At 72.7% G+C, this 19067-nt stretch carries 13 protein-coding genes; 8 read left to right on the forward strand and 5 right to left on the reverse strand.

The window, feature by feature from the left end:
- The first annotated feature begins 136 nt into the window (after positions 1 to 136).
- Complete coding sequence (locus POL25_RS23895) at positions 137 to 1306, forward strand: metallophosphoesterase (protein ID WP_272088458.1); 1170 nt, start codon at positions 137 to 139, stop codon at positions 1304 to 1306.
- A gap of 254 nt (positions 1307 to 1560) precedes the next feature.
- Positions 1561 to 4923 (forward strand): serine/threonine-protein kinase, encoded by a 3363-nt coding sequence (locus tag POL25_RS23900; protein ID WP_272088459.1) that lies wholly within the window; start codon positions 1561 to 1563, stop codon positions 4921 to 4923.
- Positions 4924 to 5032: 109 nt separating this feature from the next.
- Here the strand turns inward: POL25_RS23900 and POL25_RS23905 are convergent, their stop codons facing one another.
- Positions 5033 to 5254 (reverse strand): hypothetical protein, encoded by a 222-nt coding sequence (locus POL25_RS23905; RefSeq protein WP_272088460.1) that lies wholly within the window; start codon positions 5252 to 5254, stop codon positions 5033 to 5035.
- Positions 5255 to 5275: 21 nt separating this feature from the next.
- On the opposite strand from POL25_RS23905, the gene POL25_RS23910 reads away from it, so the two are divergent.
- Positions 5276 to 6010: an ADYC domain-containing protein gene (locus tag POL25_RS23910; protein WP_272088461.1), complete on the forward strand. Its 735-nt coding sequence runs from the start codon at positions 5276 to 5278 to the stop codon at positions 6008 to 6010.
- 39 nt (positions 6011 to 6049) lie between these two features.
- A complete protein-coding gene (locus tag POL25_RS23915; protein ID WP_272088462.1) occupies positions 6050 to 7516 on the forward strand; it encodes an AMP-binding protein in 1467 nt (488 codons plus the stop codon).
- Here the strand turns inward: POL25_RS23915 and POL25_RS23920 are convergent.
- Positions 7503 to 7976 (reverse strand): hypothetical protein, encoded by a 474-nt coding sequence (locus tag POL25_RS23920; RefSeq protein WP_272088463.1) that lies wholly within the window; start codon positions 7974 to 7976, stop codon positions 7503 to 7505. The two genes, POL25_RS23915 and POL25_RS23920, sit on opposite strands and share 14 nt — an antisense overlap.
- Positions 7977 to 8079: 103 nt before the next feature.
- On the opposite strand from POL25_RS23920, the gene POL25_RS23925 reads away from it, so the two are divergent.
- Positions 8080 to 9348, forward strand: a complete 1269-nt coding sequence (locus tag POL25_RS23925) for a DUF4215 domain-containing protein (protein ID WP_272088464.1) — start codon at positions 8080 to 8082, stop codon at positions 9346 to 9348.
- A 78-nt stretch (positions 9349 to 9426) separates the two neighbouring features.
- Here the strand turns inward: POL25_RS23925 and POL25_RS23930 are convergent, their stop codons facing one another.
- The gene (locus POL25_RS23930; RefSeq protein WP_272088465.1) at positions 9427 to 10863 is read right to left on the reverse strand and encodes a TIGR01777 family oxidoreductase; all 1437 of its coding nucleotides are present in this window, start codon (positions 10861 to 10863) and stop codon (positions 9427 to 9429) included.
- A gap of 421 nt (positions 10864 to 11284) precedes the next feature.
- Here POL25_RS23930 and POL25_RS23935 point away from each other — a divergent pair, with 421 nt between their 5' ends.
- From POL25_RS23935 to POL25_RS23945, 3 genes are all read left to right on the forward strand, one after another.
- On the forward strand, positions 11285 to 12136 hold the full coding sequence (locus tag POL25_RS23935; RefSeq protein ID WP_272088466.1) for a sterol desaturase family protein: 852 nt from the start codon (positions 11285 to 11287) through the stop codon (positions 12134 to 12136).
- Between the two features lie 103 nt (positions 12137 to 12239).
- The gene (gene thrA, locus POL25_RS23940; RefSeq protein WP_272088467.1) at positions 12240 to 14768 is read left to right on the forward strand and encodes a bifunctional aspartate kinase/homoserine dehydrogenase I; all 2529 of its coding nucleotides are present in this window, start codon (positions 12240 to 12242) and stop codon (positions 14766 to 14768) included.
- Positions 14768 to 15943, forward strand: coding sequence for a radical SAM protein (locus tag POL25_RS23945; RefSeq protein WP_272088468.1), 1176 nt, complete (start codon positions 14768 to 14770; stop codon positions 15941 to 15943). Before thrA ends, POL25_RS23945 begins: the two co-directional genes overlap by 1 nt.
- 230 nt (positions 15944 to 16173) lie before the next feature.
- Here the strand turns inward: POL25_RS23945 and POL25_RS23950 are convergent, their stop codons facing one another.
- Together POL25_RS23950 and POL25_RS23955 are read right to left on the reverse strand one after the other, a co-directional pair.
- Positions 16174 to 17394: a hypothetical protein gene (locus POL25_RS23950; protein ID WP_272088469.1), complete on the reverse strand. Its 1221-nt coding sequence runs from the start codon at positions 17392 to 17394 to the stop codon at positions 16174 to 16176.
- Positions 17395 to 17487: 93 nt separating this feature from the next.
- Complete coding sequence (locus POL25_RS23955) at positions 17488 to 18738, reverse strand: MYXO-CTERM sorting domain-containing protein (RefSeq protein WP_272088470.1); 1251 nt, start codon at positions 18736 to 18738, stop codon at positions 17488 to 17490.
- Between the last annotated feature and the right edge of the window lie 329 nt (positions 18739 to 19067).

Here is a 19067-nt window from a genome sequence, read left to right on the forward strand (position 1 = left end):
GCGCGTGGGGCCAGGTCCGACCTCTGTCTTTTGAGCCAGGTCCGCCCCTGCCCGCCGCGCCAGCGCACGCGTGCGCGGCTTCCGCAGGGGCAGACCCACGTCGGATCGGTCGCTCGCCCTGCTAAAGATCGAAGCGATGTCGGTCCCCCGGATGCTCGTGTTCCTCGGGCTCGTCCTCACCGTATCGGCGGGGATTCACTACTACCTCTGGGCCCGGCTCGTGCGTGACATCGGCTGGCCGGCGCCGTGGGGGCGCGTGCTCGGCTGGGCCATCGTCGCGCTCGCCCTCGCCTTCCCGCTGGTGCAGATGGCCGGCCGGGCGCTCCCGCGGGAGGTCGCCAGTCCCATCTCCTGGGTCGCCTACAGCTGGCTCGGGCTGATGTTCCTGCTGTTCGTCCTGCTGATCCCGGCCGACCTCGTCCGCGGGCTCGCGTGGCTGATCGAGCGGCTCGCGGGCACCCCGGCCGACCCGGCGCGGCGGCAGTTCCTGGCCCGCCTATTCGGCGGCATCGTCGGCGCCGGCGCGCTCGGGGCCGCCGGTTACGGCATCTGGTCGGTCATGCGGCCGATCGCCGTCAAGCCGGTCCAGGTCCCGCTGCCGAACCTGCCCGACCCGTTCGCCGGCTTCGTCATCGCCCAGATCACCGACGTGCACGTCGGCCCCACCATCGGCCGCGCCTTCCTCGAGGAGCTGGTCGACAAGACCAACGCCATGCAGCCCGACATCGTCGCCATCACCGGCGACCTCGTCGACGGCACCGTCGCCCGCCTCGGCCACCTGCTCGAGCCGCTGTCCCGCCTCAAGGCCAGGCACGGCGTCTACTTCGTCACCGGCAACCACGAGTACTTCTCCGGCGCCGCCGAGTGGGTCGCCCACCTCGGCACCCTCGGTGTGCGGGTCCTGCGCAACGAGCGGGTGAGCATCGAGAAGGACGGCGCTGCGCTCGACGTGGCCGGCATCGACGACCCCACCGGCGGCAATTTCTTGCCGGACCACGGGCCGGACCTCGCCGGCGCGCTCGCCGGCCGCGACCCCTCGCGCCCGCTCCTGCTGCTCGCCCACCAGCCGCGCCAGGTCCACGAGGCCGCCGAGCACGGCGTGTCGCTGCAGATCTCCGGGCACACCCACGGCGGCCAGATCTTCCCCTTCAACTTCCTGGTGCCGCTGCAGCAGCCGTTCGTGGCCGGCCTCCACCGCGTCCGCGACACCGCCATCTACGTCAGCCGCGGCACCGGCTACTGGGGCCCGCCGATGCGCGTCGGCGCGCCCGCCGAGCTGACCCGGATCGAGCTCATCCGCGCGTAAATGCGCCTGGGGTCCAGCGGCCTCACTCGTCGCCGCGGCCGAGATCGCTTCCCGAAAAAAGCGAAATCCGGGGTGAAGCGGCTGGTTCCTGGCGTCCTCGGCGCTCTGGGGCCAGGGCGTGAGACGGAGGGGATTGTCCGACATCTGGGTGCGCGACGCGGTTCACACCCCCGCGGCTTCAGGCTGGCCCCGCTCGCTGGGTCGGAGTGGGACGTACCTGTGACCGGAGTCATACTGTAGGGCTGCTCCGCCCGATGTCTCTGCCCGCTCCGAGCCCGCGTGACTCGCTCAGCAGCGCCGACTTGCATCGGCTCGACCAGGCCGCGTGGTTGCTCGCCCGCAAGGAGCCCACGCCCGATCCCGACGTCCTGCTGAGCGTCGCCGCCGGGCACGTCCTGGCGCACCCCCGGGCCGGGCGCAGCGACCTCGTCATCACCCTCGTCGCGGCGATGATCGATCGCCCGCCGGCCAGCAGCGCCCGCGACGGAGCGCGGGAGGACTGCGCCGCGCGCCGCCTGGCCGACCTGCTCGCCGAGCTCGCCGGCTCTGCCGAACTCGGCTTCGTCCAGCGGGCCATTCGCCGCGGCGGCCTCGACTTCACCCTCGCCTTGCCGGCGGCGCGCCGGATCCGTCGCGCCCTCAAGCGGGCCCTCAGCGACGGCAAAGCCAGCGACGCCGAGGTCGACGCCCTGCGCGGCCTGGCCACCGCCGGCTGGGAGTCGCTGCTCGACGCCCTCGCCCGCTCGCTCGCCCTCGACGGCGACGACGAGGTCCTCACCGACGTCGCCCTCGACGATCCGAGCGACGGCTCCGGCGCCCGGCTAGCCCGCGTGCGGGTCTTGCTCAGCCCGAGCCGGCCGATGCCGGATCTCGAGCTGCTCGCGCGCGCCGGCGAGGCCTCGACGCTGAGCCGGCGGGTGGGTCGCTTCATCCTCCTTCAGCGGATCGGCACCGGCGCCATGGGGGTCGTCTACGCCGCCTACGACGATCGCCTCGATCGCAAGGTCGCCATCAAGGTCCTGCGCCCGCAGGAGCCCAAGCACAGCGCCCGCGCCCAGCTCCGGCTGCTGCGTGAGGCCCAGGCCATGGCCCGGCTGGCGCACCCCAACGTCGTCGGCGTCCACGAGGTCGGCACCGAGGGCACCGATGTCTACGTCGCCATGGAGTTCATCCGCGGCGTCACCGTGCAGGCCTGGCTCGCCGACAAGTCGCGGACCTGGCAGGAGGTCGTCGACGTGTTCGTGCAGGCCGGGCGCGGCCTGGCCGCCGCGCACGCCGTCGGCCTCGTGCACCGCGACTTCAAGCCGAGCAACGTCATGATCGGCGAGGACGGTCGCGCCCGCGTCCTCGACTTCGGCCTGTGTCAGACCGGCGAGGACGCCAGCGGCGAGCACACCCGCTCGACCGGCTCGCTGAGCCGCGATCGCAACGCCGTCTCCGAAAAGGTCACCCAGGGTGGCGAGGTCGTCGGCACGCCCGCGTACATGCCTCCCGAGCAGTTCAGCGGCCGCCTCGTCGGCCCTGCCTCCGATCAGTTCGCCTTCTGCGTCTCGCTGTACGAGGCGCTCTACGATCAATTGCCGTTCCCCGGCGACACCGTGCACGAGCTGGCCCACGCGGTCGCGCGCGGCGACGTGCGCGACCCGCCGCGGCTGACGCGGGTGCCGGCGTGGGTCCACAGCGTCGTCCTGCGCGGGCTTCGACCTGACTCGAAGGACAGGTTCTCCGGCCTCGACGCCCTGCTGCGCGCGCTCGATCGCAAGCACGTCCTCGGCCGTCGCACCTACGTCGGCGCCCTCGCCGTCGCCGGCGTCGCGGCCCTCGCCGGCTTCTTCGCCGCCAAGACGCAGGAACCGCGGGTCGACCCGTGCAGCCACGGCACCGCCGAGATCCACGGCGTGTGGGACGGCGAGCGCCGGCGGGCCGCCGAGCAGGCGTTCGTGGCCGCCGGCCCGGCCTTCATCCACGAGGTGTGGCCGCAGGTCAACGAGCGCCTCGACCTCTACATGAACGACTGGTCGAGCGCGCACGCCGACGCCTGCGAGGCGCGTCGGCGCGGCGAACAGTCGGACGAGCTCGTCGATCGCCGCATGGCCTGCCTGGCCCAGCGCAAGGCCGCCCTGGCCGAGGCCGGCGCGCTGCTGGCCGAGCGCGACCAGACCGTCGCCGTGCACGCGCTCGAGCTCACCTACAAGCTCCCCGCCATCGATCGCTGCAACGACCTCGTCGCCCTCCAGGCCGACGTCGCCCCGCCCGACGACCCCGACGTGCGGCGCCGCGTCGCCGACGTCGAGGAGGGCCTCACCCGCGTCGTCAGCCTCGAGCACATCGGCCGCACCTCGCAGGCCCTCGAGCTCGCCGACCACCTGCTCGCCGACGCCGAGGCCATCGGCTACAGGCCGCTGCTGGCGCGCGCCTTGCTCAACCGCGGCCGCCTCTCGCTCAACCGCACCGCCATGGTCGAGCCGCAGTTCGAGATGCTGCAGGCCGCGCTGCACACCGCGCTCGCCGCCGGCGTCGACGACGTCGCCGGCGAGGCCATGGCCCACATGTTGTTCGTGCGCGGCCGCCTGCCCGGCGGGGCCGCGCGCGCGCTCGAGGACCTCGGCCACTACGCCGCCTTCATCTCGCGCCTGCCCAAGCCCGGCCACCTGCAGGGCCTCCTGCTCAACAACGCCGCGGTCGTCACGGTGGCCAGCGGCGACGTCGAGCGCGCGCGCAAGCTCTACGCCGAGGCGCTGGCGGTCAAGCGGGCCAGCAACGACGCCCCGCTCGAGATCGCCTACAGCCTGACCAACCTCGCGATCCTCGAGGACGACGGCGACGCGCGCGCCCACGACTTGGCCGAGGCCGTGCGGATCTTCGAGCGCGAGCTGGGGCCGGCGCACCCGCAGACGATCGAGGCGCGGCTGACCGCCAGCGCATACATCCGCAACCCCGAGTCCGCGCGACGGATCTTGCGGCCCGGCTGCGACGCGCTGGTCCGCTTCTCGCCGGGCGATCCGGCCTCGCGCGCCCGCTGCCTGGCGATGCTCGGTTATCTCGCCGGCGAGGCCGGCGACGCCGACGAGTCGCGGCAAGTGTTGCGGCAGGCGGCCGCGCTCCTGGACGGTGAACCGTTCGACGGCGACCTGATCCGCGGCGTCGACGTCGCGCTGATCCGGGGCTTCGCCGCGCTCGAGGGCGGCGATCACGACCAGGCTGCCCTCGAGCTGCGGCGGTTCCTCGCCACCCGCCAGGGCGACTCCTGGTGGCGCCAGCGCGAGGCCGCCGAGCTCGAGCTGGTGCTCGGCCTGCACCTGCGTGCGCTCGGCGATCGCGACGGCGCCGCCGCGGCGCTGCGGGCCGCCGTCGACGGTCTGGTCGCCGCCCGGGCCACCGCCCGCGACATCCTCGTCGAGCAGCGCCTCGCTCGCGCCCGCGTCGTGCTCGCCGACGTCTTGCTCGCCGCCCCGCGACCTGCCGCCGACGACCTCGACCGCGCCGCCGTGTCGCTCACCGACGCGATGCGCTGGTACCTCGAGAGCGGCGACGAATACGCGTGGCGACTGGCCGAGATCCGCGCCCTCGACGTCATGCTCGGCCAGCGTCGCAGCGACCGCCGCGCAGCGCCGTAGAAACATCGGCCGACGCGGCGCGTGTGGGCACGGATCACATCCGGCCTCTGCTCGAGCTTGAAAGCAGCCCGACACTGCATAGAGAGGGAGTGGAGGGATTGTCGTGAAATCAAGAAACTGTCATGGATTCGCCGTTGCTGCGGCTTTTTGCGGGCCGGTCACTGCCTGTGATATTGATAATACCCTGATAGGCGAAGAGCCTGGTGTCACCAATCCACGAATCGGCGAAAAAGGCTCCAGTTGCCCGATCTGGCAGTGCGGATTCAACGCTGCGGAGGTCTTCGGCGGCTCGATCCACGAGCTCCACCTCGGCGGTCAGGCCAACGGCCACGGGCTGCAGCTGCTGAAGGTCGTGCCCGGTCCCAAGGCCGCGGCGGCCGGCTACGACCGCCTGGATGTCGTCGGCGACGCCCTCGTCCTCCGCGACGACCGCGGCGCCGCGCTCGCCGGCGCCGCCCTGATCGGCACCCGCCTCCACCTCGGGATGGCCGGTCAGCCGCTGACGACCGTCCTCATCGCCTCCCACGATCGCGTCGCCCGCTGGGCCGACGGCGCGCCGGACGTCGACGCCTACGGCCTCGTCTATATCGACGGTCATCACATCGAGCGGAATGTTTGCACCGGGTCCTATGATTCTCCCCGGGCCCCCATCGCCCTGGTCCTCGGCGGCGAGACCTACGACATGGACGCCAAGGAGGTCCGCCCCGACCCCGAGCGGCAGTGGTTCAGCATCGCTTGCGCCGGCTCGGCCGCGGCCAAGCTGTCGCTGCTCGGCTACGGCCCGCAGAGCAGCAAGACCAGCCCCGCCCAGCGTCAAGCCACCCTCAAGATGATCACCGCCGACTACTGCGGAGACGGTCACAGCTACACTGTCGACGGCACGCCGATCCAGTGGGAGAACGTCCAGGGGACGGTCGGCCTCACCGCCGAGCCGGCCGCCATCGAGGCGGTGTGGACCGCCGCCGGGGCGCTGTGCGTCGACGAGCCGCGGATCGCCGGCACCGTGATCGACTGTTCCTTGCCGCGCTGCGGCGATTTCGACCTCGCCGACGGCGAGTGGATCAGCTACGTCCCGCTCGTGCAGTGACTTGCAACGCGGCCGGGGATTTGCGACACGCAGTGGAGCGTGGACCCTCTCTTCCCCTGCCTCGCGGCTCCCGACGGTCGCATCGTCCTCACCGTCGGCGACGACTCGTTCTCCGATCGCCAGCTGCTCGCCGCCGCCCGCCGCCACGCTCAGGCCCTCGCGCGCGCCGGAATCGCCCCGGGCGACCGCGTCGGCGTGTGGACCCTGCCGTACCTCGGCACCGTCGTCGCCCTGGTCGGCGGCGCCCTCGCCGGCGTCGTCACCGTCCCGCTCAACCCCAGGCTCGGCGAGCGCGAGTGCTCCCACATCGCCGCCGACGCGGCCCCGCGCTGCTGCTTCGCCGCCCGCCCCGCCGAGTGCCCCGAGAGTCCGCTCGGCCCCGCGATCGCCGTCTCCGAGGACATGTCGGATGCAGCATGTCCCGAGGGACATCAAGACTTTCACCGCGCCGACGAGCGCCCGCTCCTCCTCATTTACACCTCGGGCACCACCGGCGCGCCGAAGGGGGCCGTGCTCACCGCCGCGGGCGTGGCCGCCAACATCGACGGCCTCGCCCGGGCCTGGCAGTGGACCGCGCGCGACACCGTCGTCCACGCCTTACCGCTGTTCCACGTCCACGGCCTCGTGCTCGGCCTGTTCGGCAGCCTGCGGATCGGCGGCCGCCTGCACTGGCAGCCGCGCTTCGAGCCCGTCGCCCTCGCGGCGGCCGTGCGTGGCGGCGGCGTGCTGTTCGCCGTGCCGACCATGTACGTCCGCCTCGCCGAGCTCGCCGAGCGCGACGCCTCGATCGCGGCCGACCTCGGCGCCGCGCGGCTCCTGATCTCCGGCTCCGCCGCCCTGTCCGCGCGTGAGCATCGACGTCTCGCCGCGATCACCGGTCGCGGCGTCTACGAGCGCTACGGCCTCACCGAGACGCTGATCGTGTGCGCCGTCCCCACCTCGGGCCCGCCGCGCCCGGGCCTCGTCGGTCCGCCGCTGCCCGGCGTCGAGGTCCGCCTCGTCGACGACGCCCGGCGCCCGCTCGACGTCGCCGACGACGCCACCATCGGCGAGATCGCCGTCCGCGGCCCCAGCGTGTTCGCCGGCTACCTCGGCCGGCCCGAGGCCACCGCCGCCGTGCGCGACGCCGACGGGTGGTTTTACACCGGCGACCTCGCCACCCGCACCGACGACGGCGCCTATCGCATCGTCGGTCGGCGCGCCACCGACCTGATCAAGAGCGGCGGCTTCAAGATCGGCGCCGGCGAGATCGAAGCCTGCCTGCTCGAGCACCCCGACGTCGCCGAGACCGCCGTCGTCGGCCTGCCCGACGACGACCTCGGCGAACGGATCGTCGCCTTCGTCGTCGCCCGCGACCCAGCGCTCCCTCCGCCCGGTGAGCAGCTCGTCGATCACGTCGCGCGCGCGCTCGCCCCGCACAAGCGCCCGCGCGACGTCCGGTTCGTCGAAGCCCTGCCCCGCAACGCCATGGGCAAGGTGATCAAGGCCCGGCTCACCCGCCCCTGAAGCACCCCACCTCGCGGGCCACCGCCTCGACCACCGGCCCGTGTCGGTCCGCGATGTGGCGGTGCATCATCGCGTTGTAGCCACGCGCGTGGCCGACCACCCCCTCGTCGACCCCGCACGCGCCGACGTTGCGGTAGTCGATGTCGTACTCGCTGTGCAGCCGCGCGGCCAGGCGCGCGTGACACGATCGCGGGCGCTCGTACGACTCGAGCGCCAGCTCGCCTCGAGCGAGATCGAGCGCGGCGTCGAGCGCCCCCTCGTCCTCCGCGTCGGTGCTGCTGCGCGCCGCCAGGCGCGGCGCCTGTGAACAATCAGGCGGGCCGGACAATGTCCAGTCCGCCTGCGGCTCCGTCTCCACTGTCAATGTCTCGTGGCCGTGAGGGGCGCAATTGATCCCCATCGTCGCCACCACCATGCATCCTGCCACCTCGACGAACCTTCGCAGCGCGCTCGCTCGCATCGCACGTCCTCCAGGCGCCGAGACAACCGCCGCTCGCCCCGGTTCCGGCCCGTCTGCAAGCGAGCGTGTCGGCCGGCCGAGCCCGCCTGCTATCGTGCAAGGCATGCTTGGCCTGACTTGGTTGCGGGGCAGCGCGTGGATCGTCGTCGTCGCGGGCGCCGGCGGCTGCCAGATCTTGAACCCTGCCTTCGGCTTGCTCACCGACGGCGACAGCGACGGCGACAGCGCGGCCTCGACAGGACCTGTCCTTACGACCAGCAGCGAGCCGACCACCAGCGACACCTCCGCCAGCGCCACCGATCCCGGCACCACCGTCAGCAGCGAGCCGCCCCTCACCACCAGCGTCGACACCGAAGACCTCACCGACACCGGCGTCGCCAGCGAGACGACCCTCGCCACCGATCCTGTCCCGCCCAGCTGCGGCGACGGCGTCCTCGATCCCGGCGAGGAGTGCGACGACGGCGACGGCGTCGACGGCGACGAGTGCACCAACAAGTGCACCCTCGCCGAGTGTGGCGACGGCATCGTCCACGACGGCCAGGAGGAGTGCGACGCCGGCGGCGTCGATGCCGATCCGCTGTGCAACCCCGCGTGCCAGCTCGCCGAGTGCGGCGACGGCTTCATCCAGCCGCCCGAGCAATGCGACGACACCAACGCCGACGAGTTCGACGGCTGCACCGGCGACTGTCAGCTCAGCTGCGGCGACGGCGTGTTCGATCCGGGGCGTGAGGAGTGCGATGCGAGCGACCCCGGCTTCGCCGAGCTCCTCGGCCTGTGCGACGAGCAGTGCGCCCTCAAGGCCTGCTTTCGCCTCACCAACACCGACGACAAGGATTTCCTCGACTCCGGTTGGTTCGACGCCTGCGCCACCGCTCCGGGCGAGCGGATCGCCGTCCTGTTGCGCGATCCCACCGGCGTCCAGTACCTGCGGTTCGGCCACAAGCCGCCCTCGATCACCCCGTGGACCCCCTCGAAGATGACCTCCACCAAAGCGCCGCCCGAGCAGTGGAAGTTCGGCCAGCACGATCGGCCCGTGGTCCTCATCGACCTCCTTTTCGACAAGCCCGGCCCGACCCCCGACGTGCTCTACGCCTTTGGCGACGACAGCCTGCCCAAGGTCAGCGACGCTGCGACTTGCCCCTCGAGCCTCGGCGACGGCTACGCGGTGGCGATCCTGCCCCAGGGCGGCACCACCCAGGCGCGCGTGCTGCTGATGCCCTTCGTCGGCACCAGCAAGGAGCGCAACCTCGGCGGCTGGCTCGCCACCGGCCCCGGCGTCGAGCTCTCGTACGACGACAGCCCCATGCCGCTGTGCAAGGTCGAGGACCCCCCGACCCCGTTCCTCGGCACCGTCGCCGTCGCCGTGTTCTGATCGACATGCCCGCGAGGACATGTCCTCGCGGTCATGCCCCTGAGAACATGCCCGCCGGGACATGCCCGTTCGGCCGCCTCAGCCCGGGCGGGTGCCGAAGCGCAGCCGGATCGCCTGGGCCCGGTACTCGAAGATGTCGCGCAGGCGCGGGCGCACGAACAGCGCGTCGGCGATCCGGCCGATCGGTCCCAGCGGCGGCCGGTAGTAGACCGTATCGTCCATCTGCGTCGCCCCCTCCCCGCGCGGCGTGAAGCGGTGCTCGTGCCACCACGCGGCGAACGGCCCGCGCGTCTGCACGTCGACGAACCGGCGCTCCGGCTCCCACAGCTCGAACTCGGTGGTCCAGCGCCGGCGCACCGGCCCGACCTGCAGCTCGTAGTCGATGTGACGCCCCGCCTCGACGATCAGCGGTCGCGGCGACTTGATCGTCATCACCGCCGCGCGCGGCGTCATGATCCCGAGGTTCTCCGCCCGCGAGAAGAACCCGAACACCGCCGACAGCGGCGCCGCCAGCACCGTCGATTGCTGAAGCACCGTCGTCGGCGCGCGGCGGGCCAGGTACGGGCTCGTCGGCGCCATCTCGGCCCGCGCGAAGTCGGGCCGGTCACGGCCGCCGAACAGGTCGCTCAGGGCTGACGGCAGCGTCGGGAACTGGAACGTGAACCCGAGCGCCAGCGTGCGCGCGGGGATGGCCCGCTGGCTGGCGACCAGCGCGTTCGCGGCCTCGCCCTTGGCGATCCGCAGCGCCAGGTAGGGCACCGGCAGGCGGGCCTTGCGACCCAGCGACTCGGCCAGCGCCTGCGAGAAGGCCAGATTGGTCACCGGCTGGGGCGCCACCGCCAGCACCGGCCCGGTGTAGCGGGCGTCGGTCGCCGCGGTCGTCAGCAGCTCGACGAGATCGTGGAGGTGGATCCATGGGAACCACTGCTCGCCCGAGCCCAGCGGCCCGCCGAGCCCCACGCGGAAGATCGGCAGCAATTGCTCGAGCACCCCACCGCCGTGCCCGAGCACCAGCCCGAGCCGCGGCGTGCACACCCGCACCCCGTGCGCCTCGGCCTTGTGGGCCGCCGCCTCCCACGCCTGGCACATCGAGCCGAGGAAATCGTCGGCCGGGCGCGACGTCTCGTCGAGCTCCTCGTCGCCGCGATCCCCGTAGTAGCCGACCGCCGACGCCGACACGAGCACCTGCGGTCGCGGCTCCGACCTGGCGATCGCTCGCACCAGCATCTCGGTCAGCGCGACGCGGCTGTCCCAAAGTTCACGTTTGCGCGCCGCCGTCCACCGCCCGACCCCGACCGACTCGCCCGCCAGGTGGATCACCGCCTCGCAGCCCGTCAGCGCGCGGACCAGCGCCGCCTCGTCGCCTGCGGCCACCAGATCGACCTCGGCGCCCAGCAGATCGGCCGCGCGCCGCGGCGACCGCACCCAGGCCCGCACGTGGTGCCCGTCTCGCAGCAATCGGAGGACCAGCGCCCGTCCGACGAACCCCGTCGCGCCCGTGACCAGAATGTGCATGAAACCCCTGCTGTCGGCCGGGACCATGACACACGCCGGCCGACCGTCAAGCGCGCACCGACCGGACCGCCTGCAGCGCGTCCCACGGTCGCGGTCGTCGCCACCGCGAACACGAGCCCCGAGCGGCGCGACTCGCCACGATCCTCCGCACGCGCCCGACGCAGCGCAGCGAGCACGAGTCCCGGATGCGAGCCCCGCGATCCTAAGCACTGGCGAGCCATCGCCGCCCGCTCCGCTGCACGCCGACGCTCCGCGCCGCCCGCCGCGGCTCTGTGCGACGAACCTCGCCCGACGTCACCGCCGGGGGCCGGCGGCCGCCTGCGCGCACACGATCGCCGGCCGCACGCTCGCGCGCCCTGGACTGCCCGGGGACCCCCCGCTGGACAGCGCCCCTCCGATCTCATCCACTGTGCGCGCGACGATGCCTCGCCTCACCGACCTCCTCCGTCCCGCCGCCGACGCGGCCGTGTTCTCTGCCCATGGCCGCGGCTTCGCCGGCTCGGTCGACCGCGCCGTCGTCCTGCTCGCCACGGTCGCCGGCCTCGCCTGTCCTTACGGACCTGTCCTTTGGTACAAGTCACTCCTGCTCGCCTTCGCCGGGGTCGCCGGCCTCGTGCTGCTCGGGGCCGGCGGCGCCACGGTGGTCGCCGCCCTGCGCGGCCGGCGGATCCAGGGCCCGCGCAAGCGCGCCGCGCTGATCGGCCGCAGCGCCGGCGACACCGCCCTCGCCGCCTGGATCGCCGCCTGCTTCGCCGCCTGGCCGATGGCCCGCGCCGACGCTGGTGAGCCGATCGGCCTCGTGTGGTCGCTCGCCGAGGCCGGCGGGCTGTCGGCCGTCGTCTGGCAGACCCTGCTCGGCGTGCTCGTCCTCGACGCCTGGCTGTACTGGAAGCACCGCCTGCTGCACACGCGCCTGCTGTTCCCGTTCCACCGCGGCCACCACGTCTACCGCGACCCCACCCCGTTCGCCGGCTTCGCCGTCGGCCCCGTCGAATCGGTCATGACCTTCTGGCCGATCCTCCTGGTCGCGTTCCCGTGGGCCACCCATTTCGGCCCGACCTACGTCGCCCTGGTCGTGGGATTCGTGCTGCTCAATTATTATTTGCACTGCGGCGTCACCTACCGCGCCTTGGAGGCCACGCTGCCGCGCCTGTTCGTCAACACCTCGGCGTTCCACAACCGCCACCACGCCAACGCCGAGGTCAACTTCGGCGAGGCGCTGACGCTGTGGGACCACATCTGTCGCACGCGGGCCGAGGACCGGCGGCGCTAGGGCGGTGCTCGCCGGCCGCGGGCGCTCACTCCAGCACCCGCCCCGGTCGCTGGCGCCGGCGCCGCCTGCCCGTCCGGGCTCGCTTCCGATATCCTGCCGACGCATGACGCCGCAGCACGAACCCGGCCAGGCCCGTCCGTTCCGCGTGATGAAGTTCGGCGGCAGCTCGGTCGGCGCCGCCGATCGCCTGTTCCAGGCCCTCGACCTGATCGCCCGCGAGCGCGACAACGGCCCGGTCGCCGTCGTCGTCTCGGCCATGGCCGACACCACCGATCGCCTGATCGCCGCCGTCGACGCCGCCGCCGCCGGCCTGCCGGGCGACCCCCACGTCGACGCCATCGAGGCGCTGGTCGCCAACGTCGCACATGACCTCACGGACAGGCTCGAACGCGCAGGTCTCTTGAAACATGTCCCCGAGGACATGTCCTCCGCGATCGCCGAGCTGATGCGCCCGCTGCGGCAGCTGCTGCTCGGCGTCGGCCTCGTGCGCGAGCGGACCTTGCAGACCCGCGACCTCGCGCTGTCGTTCGGCGAGCGGGCCAGCGTCCTGGTCGTGCAGCGCCTGCTGGTCGCGCGCGGCGTCGCGGCCGTCGGCGTCGACGCCCGCGACTGGACCGTCACCGACGACCGCTTCGGCCAGGCCACCCCCGATCTGGCCGCCTCGGCGCTGCAGCTCGGCGCCCTGTCGGTCGCGTGGAGCGGCGCCGTCAGCGTGCACACCGGCTTCCTCGGCCGCACCCGCGACGGTCGCAGCACGACGCTCGGCCGCAACGGCTCCGACTACACCGCCGCCCTGCTGGCCCAGATCCTCGGCGCCGCCGAGCTGCAGATCTGGACCGACGTCTCCGGGGTCATGACCGCCGATCCCGAGCTCGTGCTCGAGGCCTACCCGGTCGCCCACCTCAGCCAGGCCGAGGCGCTCGAGCTCGGCGACCTCGGCATGATCTTGCACCCGCGGACCATGTCGCCGCTGATCGAGGCCCAGATCCCGCTGCGCGTGCGCAACACGGCCCGCCCCGACGATCCGGGCACCCTCATCGACGCCGTCGGCAACCGCGACGAGCGGCGCCCGGTCTGCGTCGTCTCGACCGAGGACCTCGCGCTCCTCGACCTCGAGACCCGGCGCCGCCTCGGCCACGAGCGGATCGGCGAGCGAGCCCTGCGCGCGCTCGCCAACGCCGGCGTGCCCGTGTGGGTCGGCACCTCGGCCCCGCGCGATCGGGCCTTCGCCGTCGCCGTCGCCCGCCAGGACGCCGCCCTCGCCGAGGCCGCCCTCGCCGCCGAGTTCGGCCGCGCCGCCGACGGCGAGCCGATCGACCTCGCCCCGATCCGCGTGCGTCAGCCCGTCACCCTCCTCACCCTCGTCGGCGAGGCCATGGGTCGCACCGCCAACGTCGCCGGCCGGTTCTTCGGCGCGCTCGGCCAGATCGGCGTGCTCGTCCGCGCCAGCGCCCAGGGGGCCGGCGAGCGCTCGATCTCCGCCGTCGTCGACGGCGACGACACCGCCACCGCCGTGCGCACCGTCCACGCCGCCTTCAACCTCGCCGCCCAGGAGGTCAACCTCCTCGTCCTCGGCAAGGGCACCGTCGGCCGCGAGCTCCTCTATCAGTTGACCGCCCAGCAGCGCGCGCTGGCCGAGCACCAGGACGTCCTGATCAAGCTCGCCGGCGTCGCCGACAGTCGACGCGTCGTGTTCGACCCCGGCGGCATCCCGCTCGCGCGCTGGGAGGCGCGGCTGCAGGAGTCGCATGTCCCTCCGGACATCTCGGCCCTGCTCGAGCGCCTGCGTCGCCTGCCCGTGCCGATCCTCGTCGACTGCACCGCCGAGGACACCACCGCCGTCTACGAGGCCGCGCTCGCGCTCGGCATCCACGTCGTCAGCGCCAACAAGCGCCCGCTCGCCGCCACCTGGCCCGTGAGACAGGGCCTCATGGACATGGCCCGCAAGCGCCATCGCCGGTGGGAGTACGAGACCACCGTCGGCGCCAGCTTGCCGGTGATCGACACCCTCAAGGGCCTCGTGCGCACCGGCGACACCATCCTCCGCATCGAGGGCAGCTTCTCCGGCACCCTCGGCTACCTCGCCGGCGAGCTGTCGCGCGGCGTCCCGCTGTCGCACGCCGTGCGCGACGCCCGGGCTCGCGGCTACACCGAGCCGCACCCGCGGGACGACCTGTCCGGCCTCGACGTCGCGCGCAAGGCCCTGATCCTCGCCCGCGAGCTCGGCCTCCAGCTCGACCTCGACGCCGTCGTCGTCGAGCCGTTCGCCCCGCCCGAGGCGCTCGGCCACGACGACCTCGAGCGGTTCTTCCTCGCCCTCGCCGAGCACGACGCCGCCGTCGCCGCCCGCATCGAGCGCATGCAGAAGGCCGGCCGCGTCCTCCGCTACCTCGCCCAGATCGATCCATCGGCCCCCGCCGGCGCCCCGGCCGTGCGCGTCGGCCCCGTCGAGGTCGAGCCCGATCACCCCGCCGCTCGCCTGCGCGGCACCGAGGCCTTCGTCGCCTTCACCACCGATCGCCACCGCGCCTACCCGCTGCTCGTCCAGGGCGCCGGGGCTGGCGGCGCCGTCACGGCCGCCGGCGTGCTCACCGACATCCTCAAGATCGCCATGTCCCTGCGTGGTCGCTGATGGCCAACCTCGGCTACATCCAGGTCGTCCGCCACTGCAACCACTTCTGCGGGTTCTGCAGCAACCCCGCCACCCCCTACGTCCACACCCTCGAGTCGATGCAGGCGCTCGTCGACGACCTCGTCGCGCGCGACTACTTCGGCGTCATCCTCACCGGCGGCGAGCCGACGCTGCACCCCGAGCTGCCGGCGATCGCCGCCTACGCCAGCGGTCGCGGCCTCGACGTCCGCCTCATCACCAACGGCACCCGCCTCGCCGATCCGACCTTCGCGCGCGCCCTCGCCGACGCCGGCGTGCGCCGCGTCCACGTCTCGATCTACTCCGTCGTCCCCGAGGTCGAGGCCCGCCTGCGCGGCGCCGCCGGCACCCTCGAAAAGGCCTTCGCCGCCCTCGATCGCGCCCACGAGGTCGGCATCGACGTCCACGTCAACTGCGTCATCAACCGCCTCAACGCCGACCACCTCGATCGCAACGTCCGCCACATCCTCGCCCATCACCCGCACGTCCGTCACTTCGTGTGGAACAACCTCGACCCCTCGATGGGCCGCGCCGAGGTCAACCAGGCCGAGTTCGTCCCCCGCCTCGAACAGTTCGAGCTGTCGCTCGCGCGGGCCCTGCGGCTGCTGCACGCCAGCGGCCGCACCTTCCGCGTCGAGAAGGTCCCGCTCTGCTACATGGGCGAGTTCGCGTGGGCCAGCACCGAGACGCGCAAGATCGTCAAGGGCGAGGAGCGCGTGGTCCATTTCCTCGACGACAAGCAGACCGTGCGCCAGACCGCCTGGGGCCACCTCTACGCGCCCGCCTGCGGCCCCTGTCGCCTGCGCCCGATCTGCGGCGGCCTGTTCGATCGCGGCGCCGCCTATGACCCCGCCGAGCTCGCGCCGCAGTTCGTCGATCCCGAGCCGGTCGTGCGCGCGATCCTCGACGACCCCAGCGACCCCACCGTCTCCGACCGCACGCTCTCGTCCTGGCGCGAGGAGTTCCGCCGCCACGGCGCCGCCCGCACCGCCGTCTCGGCCGAGCCTGCCGCCCCGCCGCGCGCGCCCGAGGCCCCGCCCGTCGGCCAGATCACCGTCGAGGGCGTGCGCCTGTATCAGGCCCGCCGCCGCGCCGAGGCCCGCAAGGCGGGCACCCTCGGCGTGCGCCAGGAGCCCGGCCGCGACGACGACGCTTGACCCATAGGACATGTGTGAACAAACATGTCCGATCTACCATGTCTCTTGCGCCATGGCCTTTGGCCTATGTCCTTCAGGACCTGCACATCAGAGCATGTTCTCTGGGACATGGCCCTTGATCTCCATGCAAAAGGACATGTCCGATAAGACATGTCACATGCGCGGCATCGCCAGCCGCGCCATCCGCTGCCCCTCGCCTCGCTCACCCCGTGAGTGACAGGCCGCGGGCGTCAGCAGTCCTTCGCGACCCGGGAGCGCCGCCGCGACCGCAGCAGCCCGAGCCCCAGCAGCAGCCACGCCCACGGCGCGCTCGGAGCCCGGCTGTCGCACGCGCACCCGTGCTCGACCAGCCCGTCTTGCCCGCCCGACGCCGAGTTCCCCGTCCCCTCCGAGCCGTCGCTCCCGTCCGACCCGTCGCTCCCGGGCCCGCTCGTCGGCCCCTCGGTCGGATCGCCGCTCGTCTCCCCCCCGCCGGGCCACGGCGTGCAGGCCCCCGGATCCCAGCGGTCCCCCGCTTCGCCGATCTCGCACGTATACGCCGTCGACGCGCAGGCCTCGGTCAGCGCCGCCGACGGATCGATCACCTGCTCGCCGAGCTGCGCCACGATCTCGGGCTCGCTGCCGTGGCAGACCGCCTCGCTCGTCACCACCTCGCCGGTCGCCACGTTCGTCAGCCGCACCGCCGTGCAGAACGCCACCTCGCTCCCCGCGCGCAGCGCATCGTCGAGCTCGGGCAGGCCCGGCTCGCCGTCGACCACCGCCTGCCGAACCACCAGCGCCGCCGTCGCCGGCGGCAGCCCGGTGTCGACCTTCATCTCCACCAGCAGCACCCCCAGGCCCCGCGTCACCGCGCAGAAGCCCTCCTCCCAGCCGACGCCTCCCGCCGAGCCGCAGTACGAATCGAACTGCCCCGGCATCGCCCCGTCGCAGCACACCAGGCTCGCCAGCTCTTCGCGCTCGTGCAGGTTCACCTCCGCCGTGCGCTCGACCAGCGGCGGCCCCAGCGGCGTCGAGGGCTCGGCCACGACCGTGAAGTCGAACGCGAGATCGAAGTCGAACGAGCAGTACTCGAAATTGTCGTAGTCCGGGTTGTCGACCTCGCCGGTCACTTTGTAATCACCCGGCGTCAGCGGCTCCGCCGGCCGCCACACCAGCAACCCGTGGAAGCCCGAAGCCTCGATCGCGCCGGCGATCGGCTGGCCGTCGAGCGTGACCGAAAGATCGATCGTGGCGAGCCAGTCCTCGTCCGGTTCGTCCCCGAAGCGCGCCCCCTGCAGCAGCAGCACCCCGTCGGTCGGGATGGCCCCGGCGTTGAGCGGATCGAGTGACTGCCACACCTCCGCGTACGCGCACGGGTCCGGCGTGCACGCGGAGGCCTCGTTGGGAAACACGACCGCCGCGCCGGCCAGCGCCACGGTCATCGCCTGGATCGAGGATTTTTTAAAAGCCATGCCCTCACCGGATGCACGTCGCGGGCCACGGCCCCCGAGGTCCTCGCGCCGGGGCCGCGACGCCGCGGACTCTCACATGTCCTTCGGGACATCTCACCGCCGGCGCCGACGCGGCCCCAGCAGTCCGAGTCCCAGCAGCATCCACGCCCACGAACCACTCGAGCCCCGGCTGTCGCACGCGCATCCGTGGTCGACCAGCCCGTCCTGCCCGCCGGACGCCGAGTCACCGGTGCTCTCCGAGCCGTCGCTCCCCTCGCTGCCGTCCGAGCCCTCGGTCCCCGGCCCGCCGGTCGTCGGCCCCGCCGTCGGATCGCCGGTCGGATCGCCCGTGGGATCGCCGGTCGTCTCGCCGCCGGCTGGCCACGGCGTGCACTTCTCGGCGTCCCACCTGTCCGCGTCGACCTCGCAGGTGTAGGCCGGGCCCGCGCACTGGGCCTTCAACTCGGGCGACAGATCGATGGCGTGATCGCCGAGGGACGCCTCCGCCTCCGGGCCGAACCCATGACATGTCTCTTCGGACAGCACCGTCTCGCCGGTGGCGATGTTGCGCAGCTGGACCACCGTGCAGAACGGCTTCGGGCCGAAGGCCAGCAACCCGTCGCCGAACTGAGCCGCGGTCGACGTGCCGTCGACCAGCAGCTCGCGCACCACCAGCCCCTGCGTCGCCGGCGGCAGATCGAGCTCGGCCGACACCTGCACGTGCAGCGTCCCGAACCCGCGCGCGGAGGCGCAGAACCCCTCGTCCCACTCGACGTACGTCTCCGCGCCGCCGCAGTCGAACGTGTAGGTGTAGGGCATCGCCCCGTCGCAGCACACGAAGTCCGCCAGATCGTCGCTCCTGGCCACCAGCACCTGCTCGGTCGCCGTCGTCTTCGGCGGCGCCAGCGGGGCCGACGGCTCCGCCTCGACCGTGAACCCGAAGTCGAGCATCAGCACGTCGGGCGCACAACCGTCGTAGTAGGGCTCCGCGTCGGGGTTGTCGAGGCTGCCGACCGCCTGATATGCCCCGGGCTGGAGCGGCTCCGCCGGCCGCCACACCAGCACGTCGCGCACGCCCCCCGCCTCGACCGCGCCCGCGATCGGCTGCCCGTCGCGCGTGACCGTCAGCTCGATCTTGTCGAGCCAGTCCGTCTCGGACGAGTCGCCCGAGCGCGCGCCCTGCAGCACCAGCACGCCGTCGACGGGGATCGCCCCCGGGTTGAGCGCCTCGAGCGAGCTCCAGGCGTCGACGAGATAACAGTAGTCCGGCGAGCACGCCTCGGCCTCGTTCGGCACCAGGGCCGCACCGGCCAGCGCGAGGGTCATCGCCGTGATCGAAGCAGAGTTTTTAAGCGAAGAAGCCATGCGCCGACCTTAGCCCAATCGCCTCATGCCTGCACGTATCCGCCGATGCGCGCGACGGCTCGCGCGACGCCCCTACGAACGGCGTCACCCTCACGACGCCGGTGTCAGACCATGATCGCCGGATCCGGTCGACAGGCCCCGACCACGCGCGCTCCAGTCCTGACATGTCCGTGGCGGCTGTGCCATCGGACGTGCCTGACGCGCTCACTCTCCACCATGCGATGGCGCCCGCCCTGGCCTTCGCATCATGTGTGCTCGGACATGTCCGAAGAACAATGTCTGATGCGACATGTCGTGGGGAGCATGGCCTTTCGGGCATGCTCCCAGAG

Source organism: Nannocystis bainbridge (assembly GCF_028368995.1).
GTDB classification, from domain to species: Bacteria; Myxococcota_A; Polyangia; order Nannocystales; family Nannocystaceae; genus Nannocystis; species Nannocystis bainbridge.

Bases quoted from the DNA above. Each gene is read 5' to 3' on its own strand.
- POL25_RS23895 (WP_272088458.1), top strand. From the start codon at position 137: ATGTCGGTCCCCCGGATGCTCGTGTTCCTCGGGCTCGTCCTCACCGTA.
- POL25_RS23900 (WP_272088459.1), top strand. From the start codon at position 1,561: ATGTCTCTGCCCGCTCCGAGCCCGCGTGACTCGCTCAGCAGCGCCGAC.
- POL25_RS23920 (WP_272088463.1), bottom strand. From the start codon at position 7,976: ATGCGAGCGAGCGCGCTGCGAAGGTTCGTCGAGGTGGCAGGATGCATG.
- POL25_RS23925 (WP_272088464.1), top strand. From the start codon at position 8,080: ATGCTTGGCCTGACTTGGTTGCGGGGCAGCGCGTGGATCGTCGTCGTC.
- POL25_RS23930 (WP_272088465.1), bottom strand. From the start codon at position 10,863: ATGCACATTCTGGTCACGGGCGCGACGGGGTTCGTCGGACGGGCGCTG.
- POL25_RS23935 (WP_272088466.1), top strand. From the start codon at position 11,285: ATGCCTCGCCTCACCGACCTCCTCCGTCCCGCCGCCGACGCGGCCGTG.
- thrA (WP_272088467.1), top strand. From the start codon at position 12,240: ATGACGCCGCAGCACGAACCCGGCCAGGCCCGTCCGTTCCGCGTGATG.
- POL25_RS23945 (WP_272088468.1), top strand. From the start codon at position 14,768: ATGGCCAACCTCGGCTACATCCAGGTCGTCCGCCACTGCAACCACTTC.
- POL25_RS23950 (WP_272088469.1), bottom strand. From the start codon at position 17,394: ATGGCTTTTAAAAAATCCTCGATCCAGGCGATGACCGTGGCGCTGGCC.
- POL25_RS23955 (WP_272088470.1), bottom strand. From the start codon at position 18,738: ATGGCTTCTTCGCTTAAAAACTCTGCTTCGATCACGGCGATGACCCTC.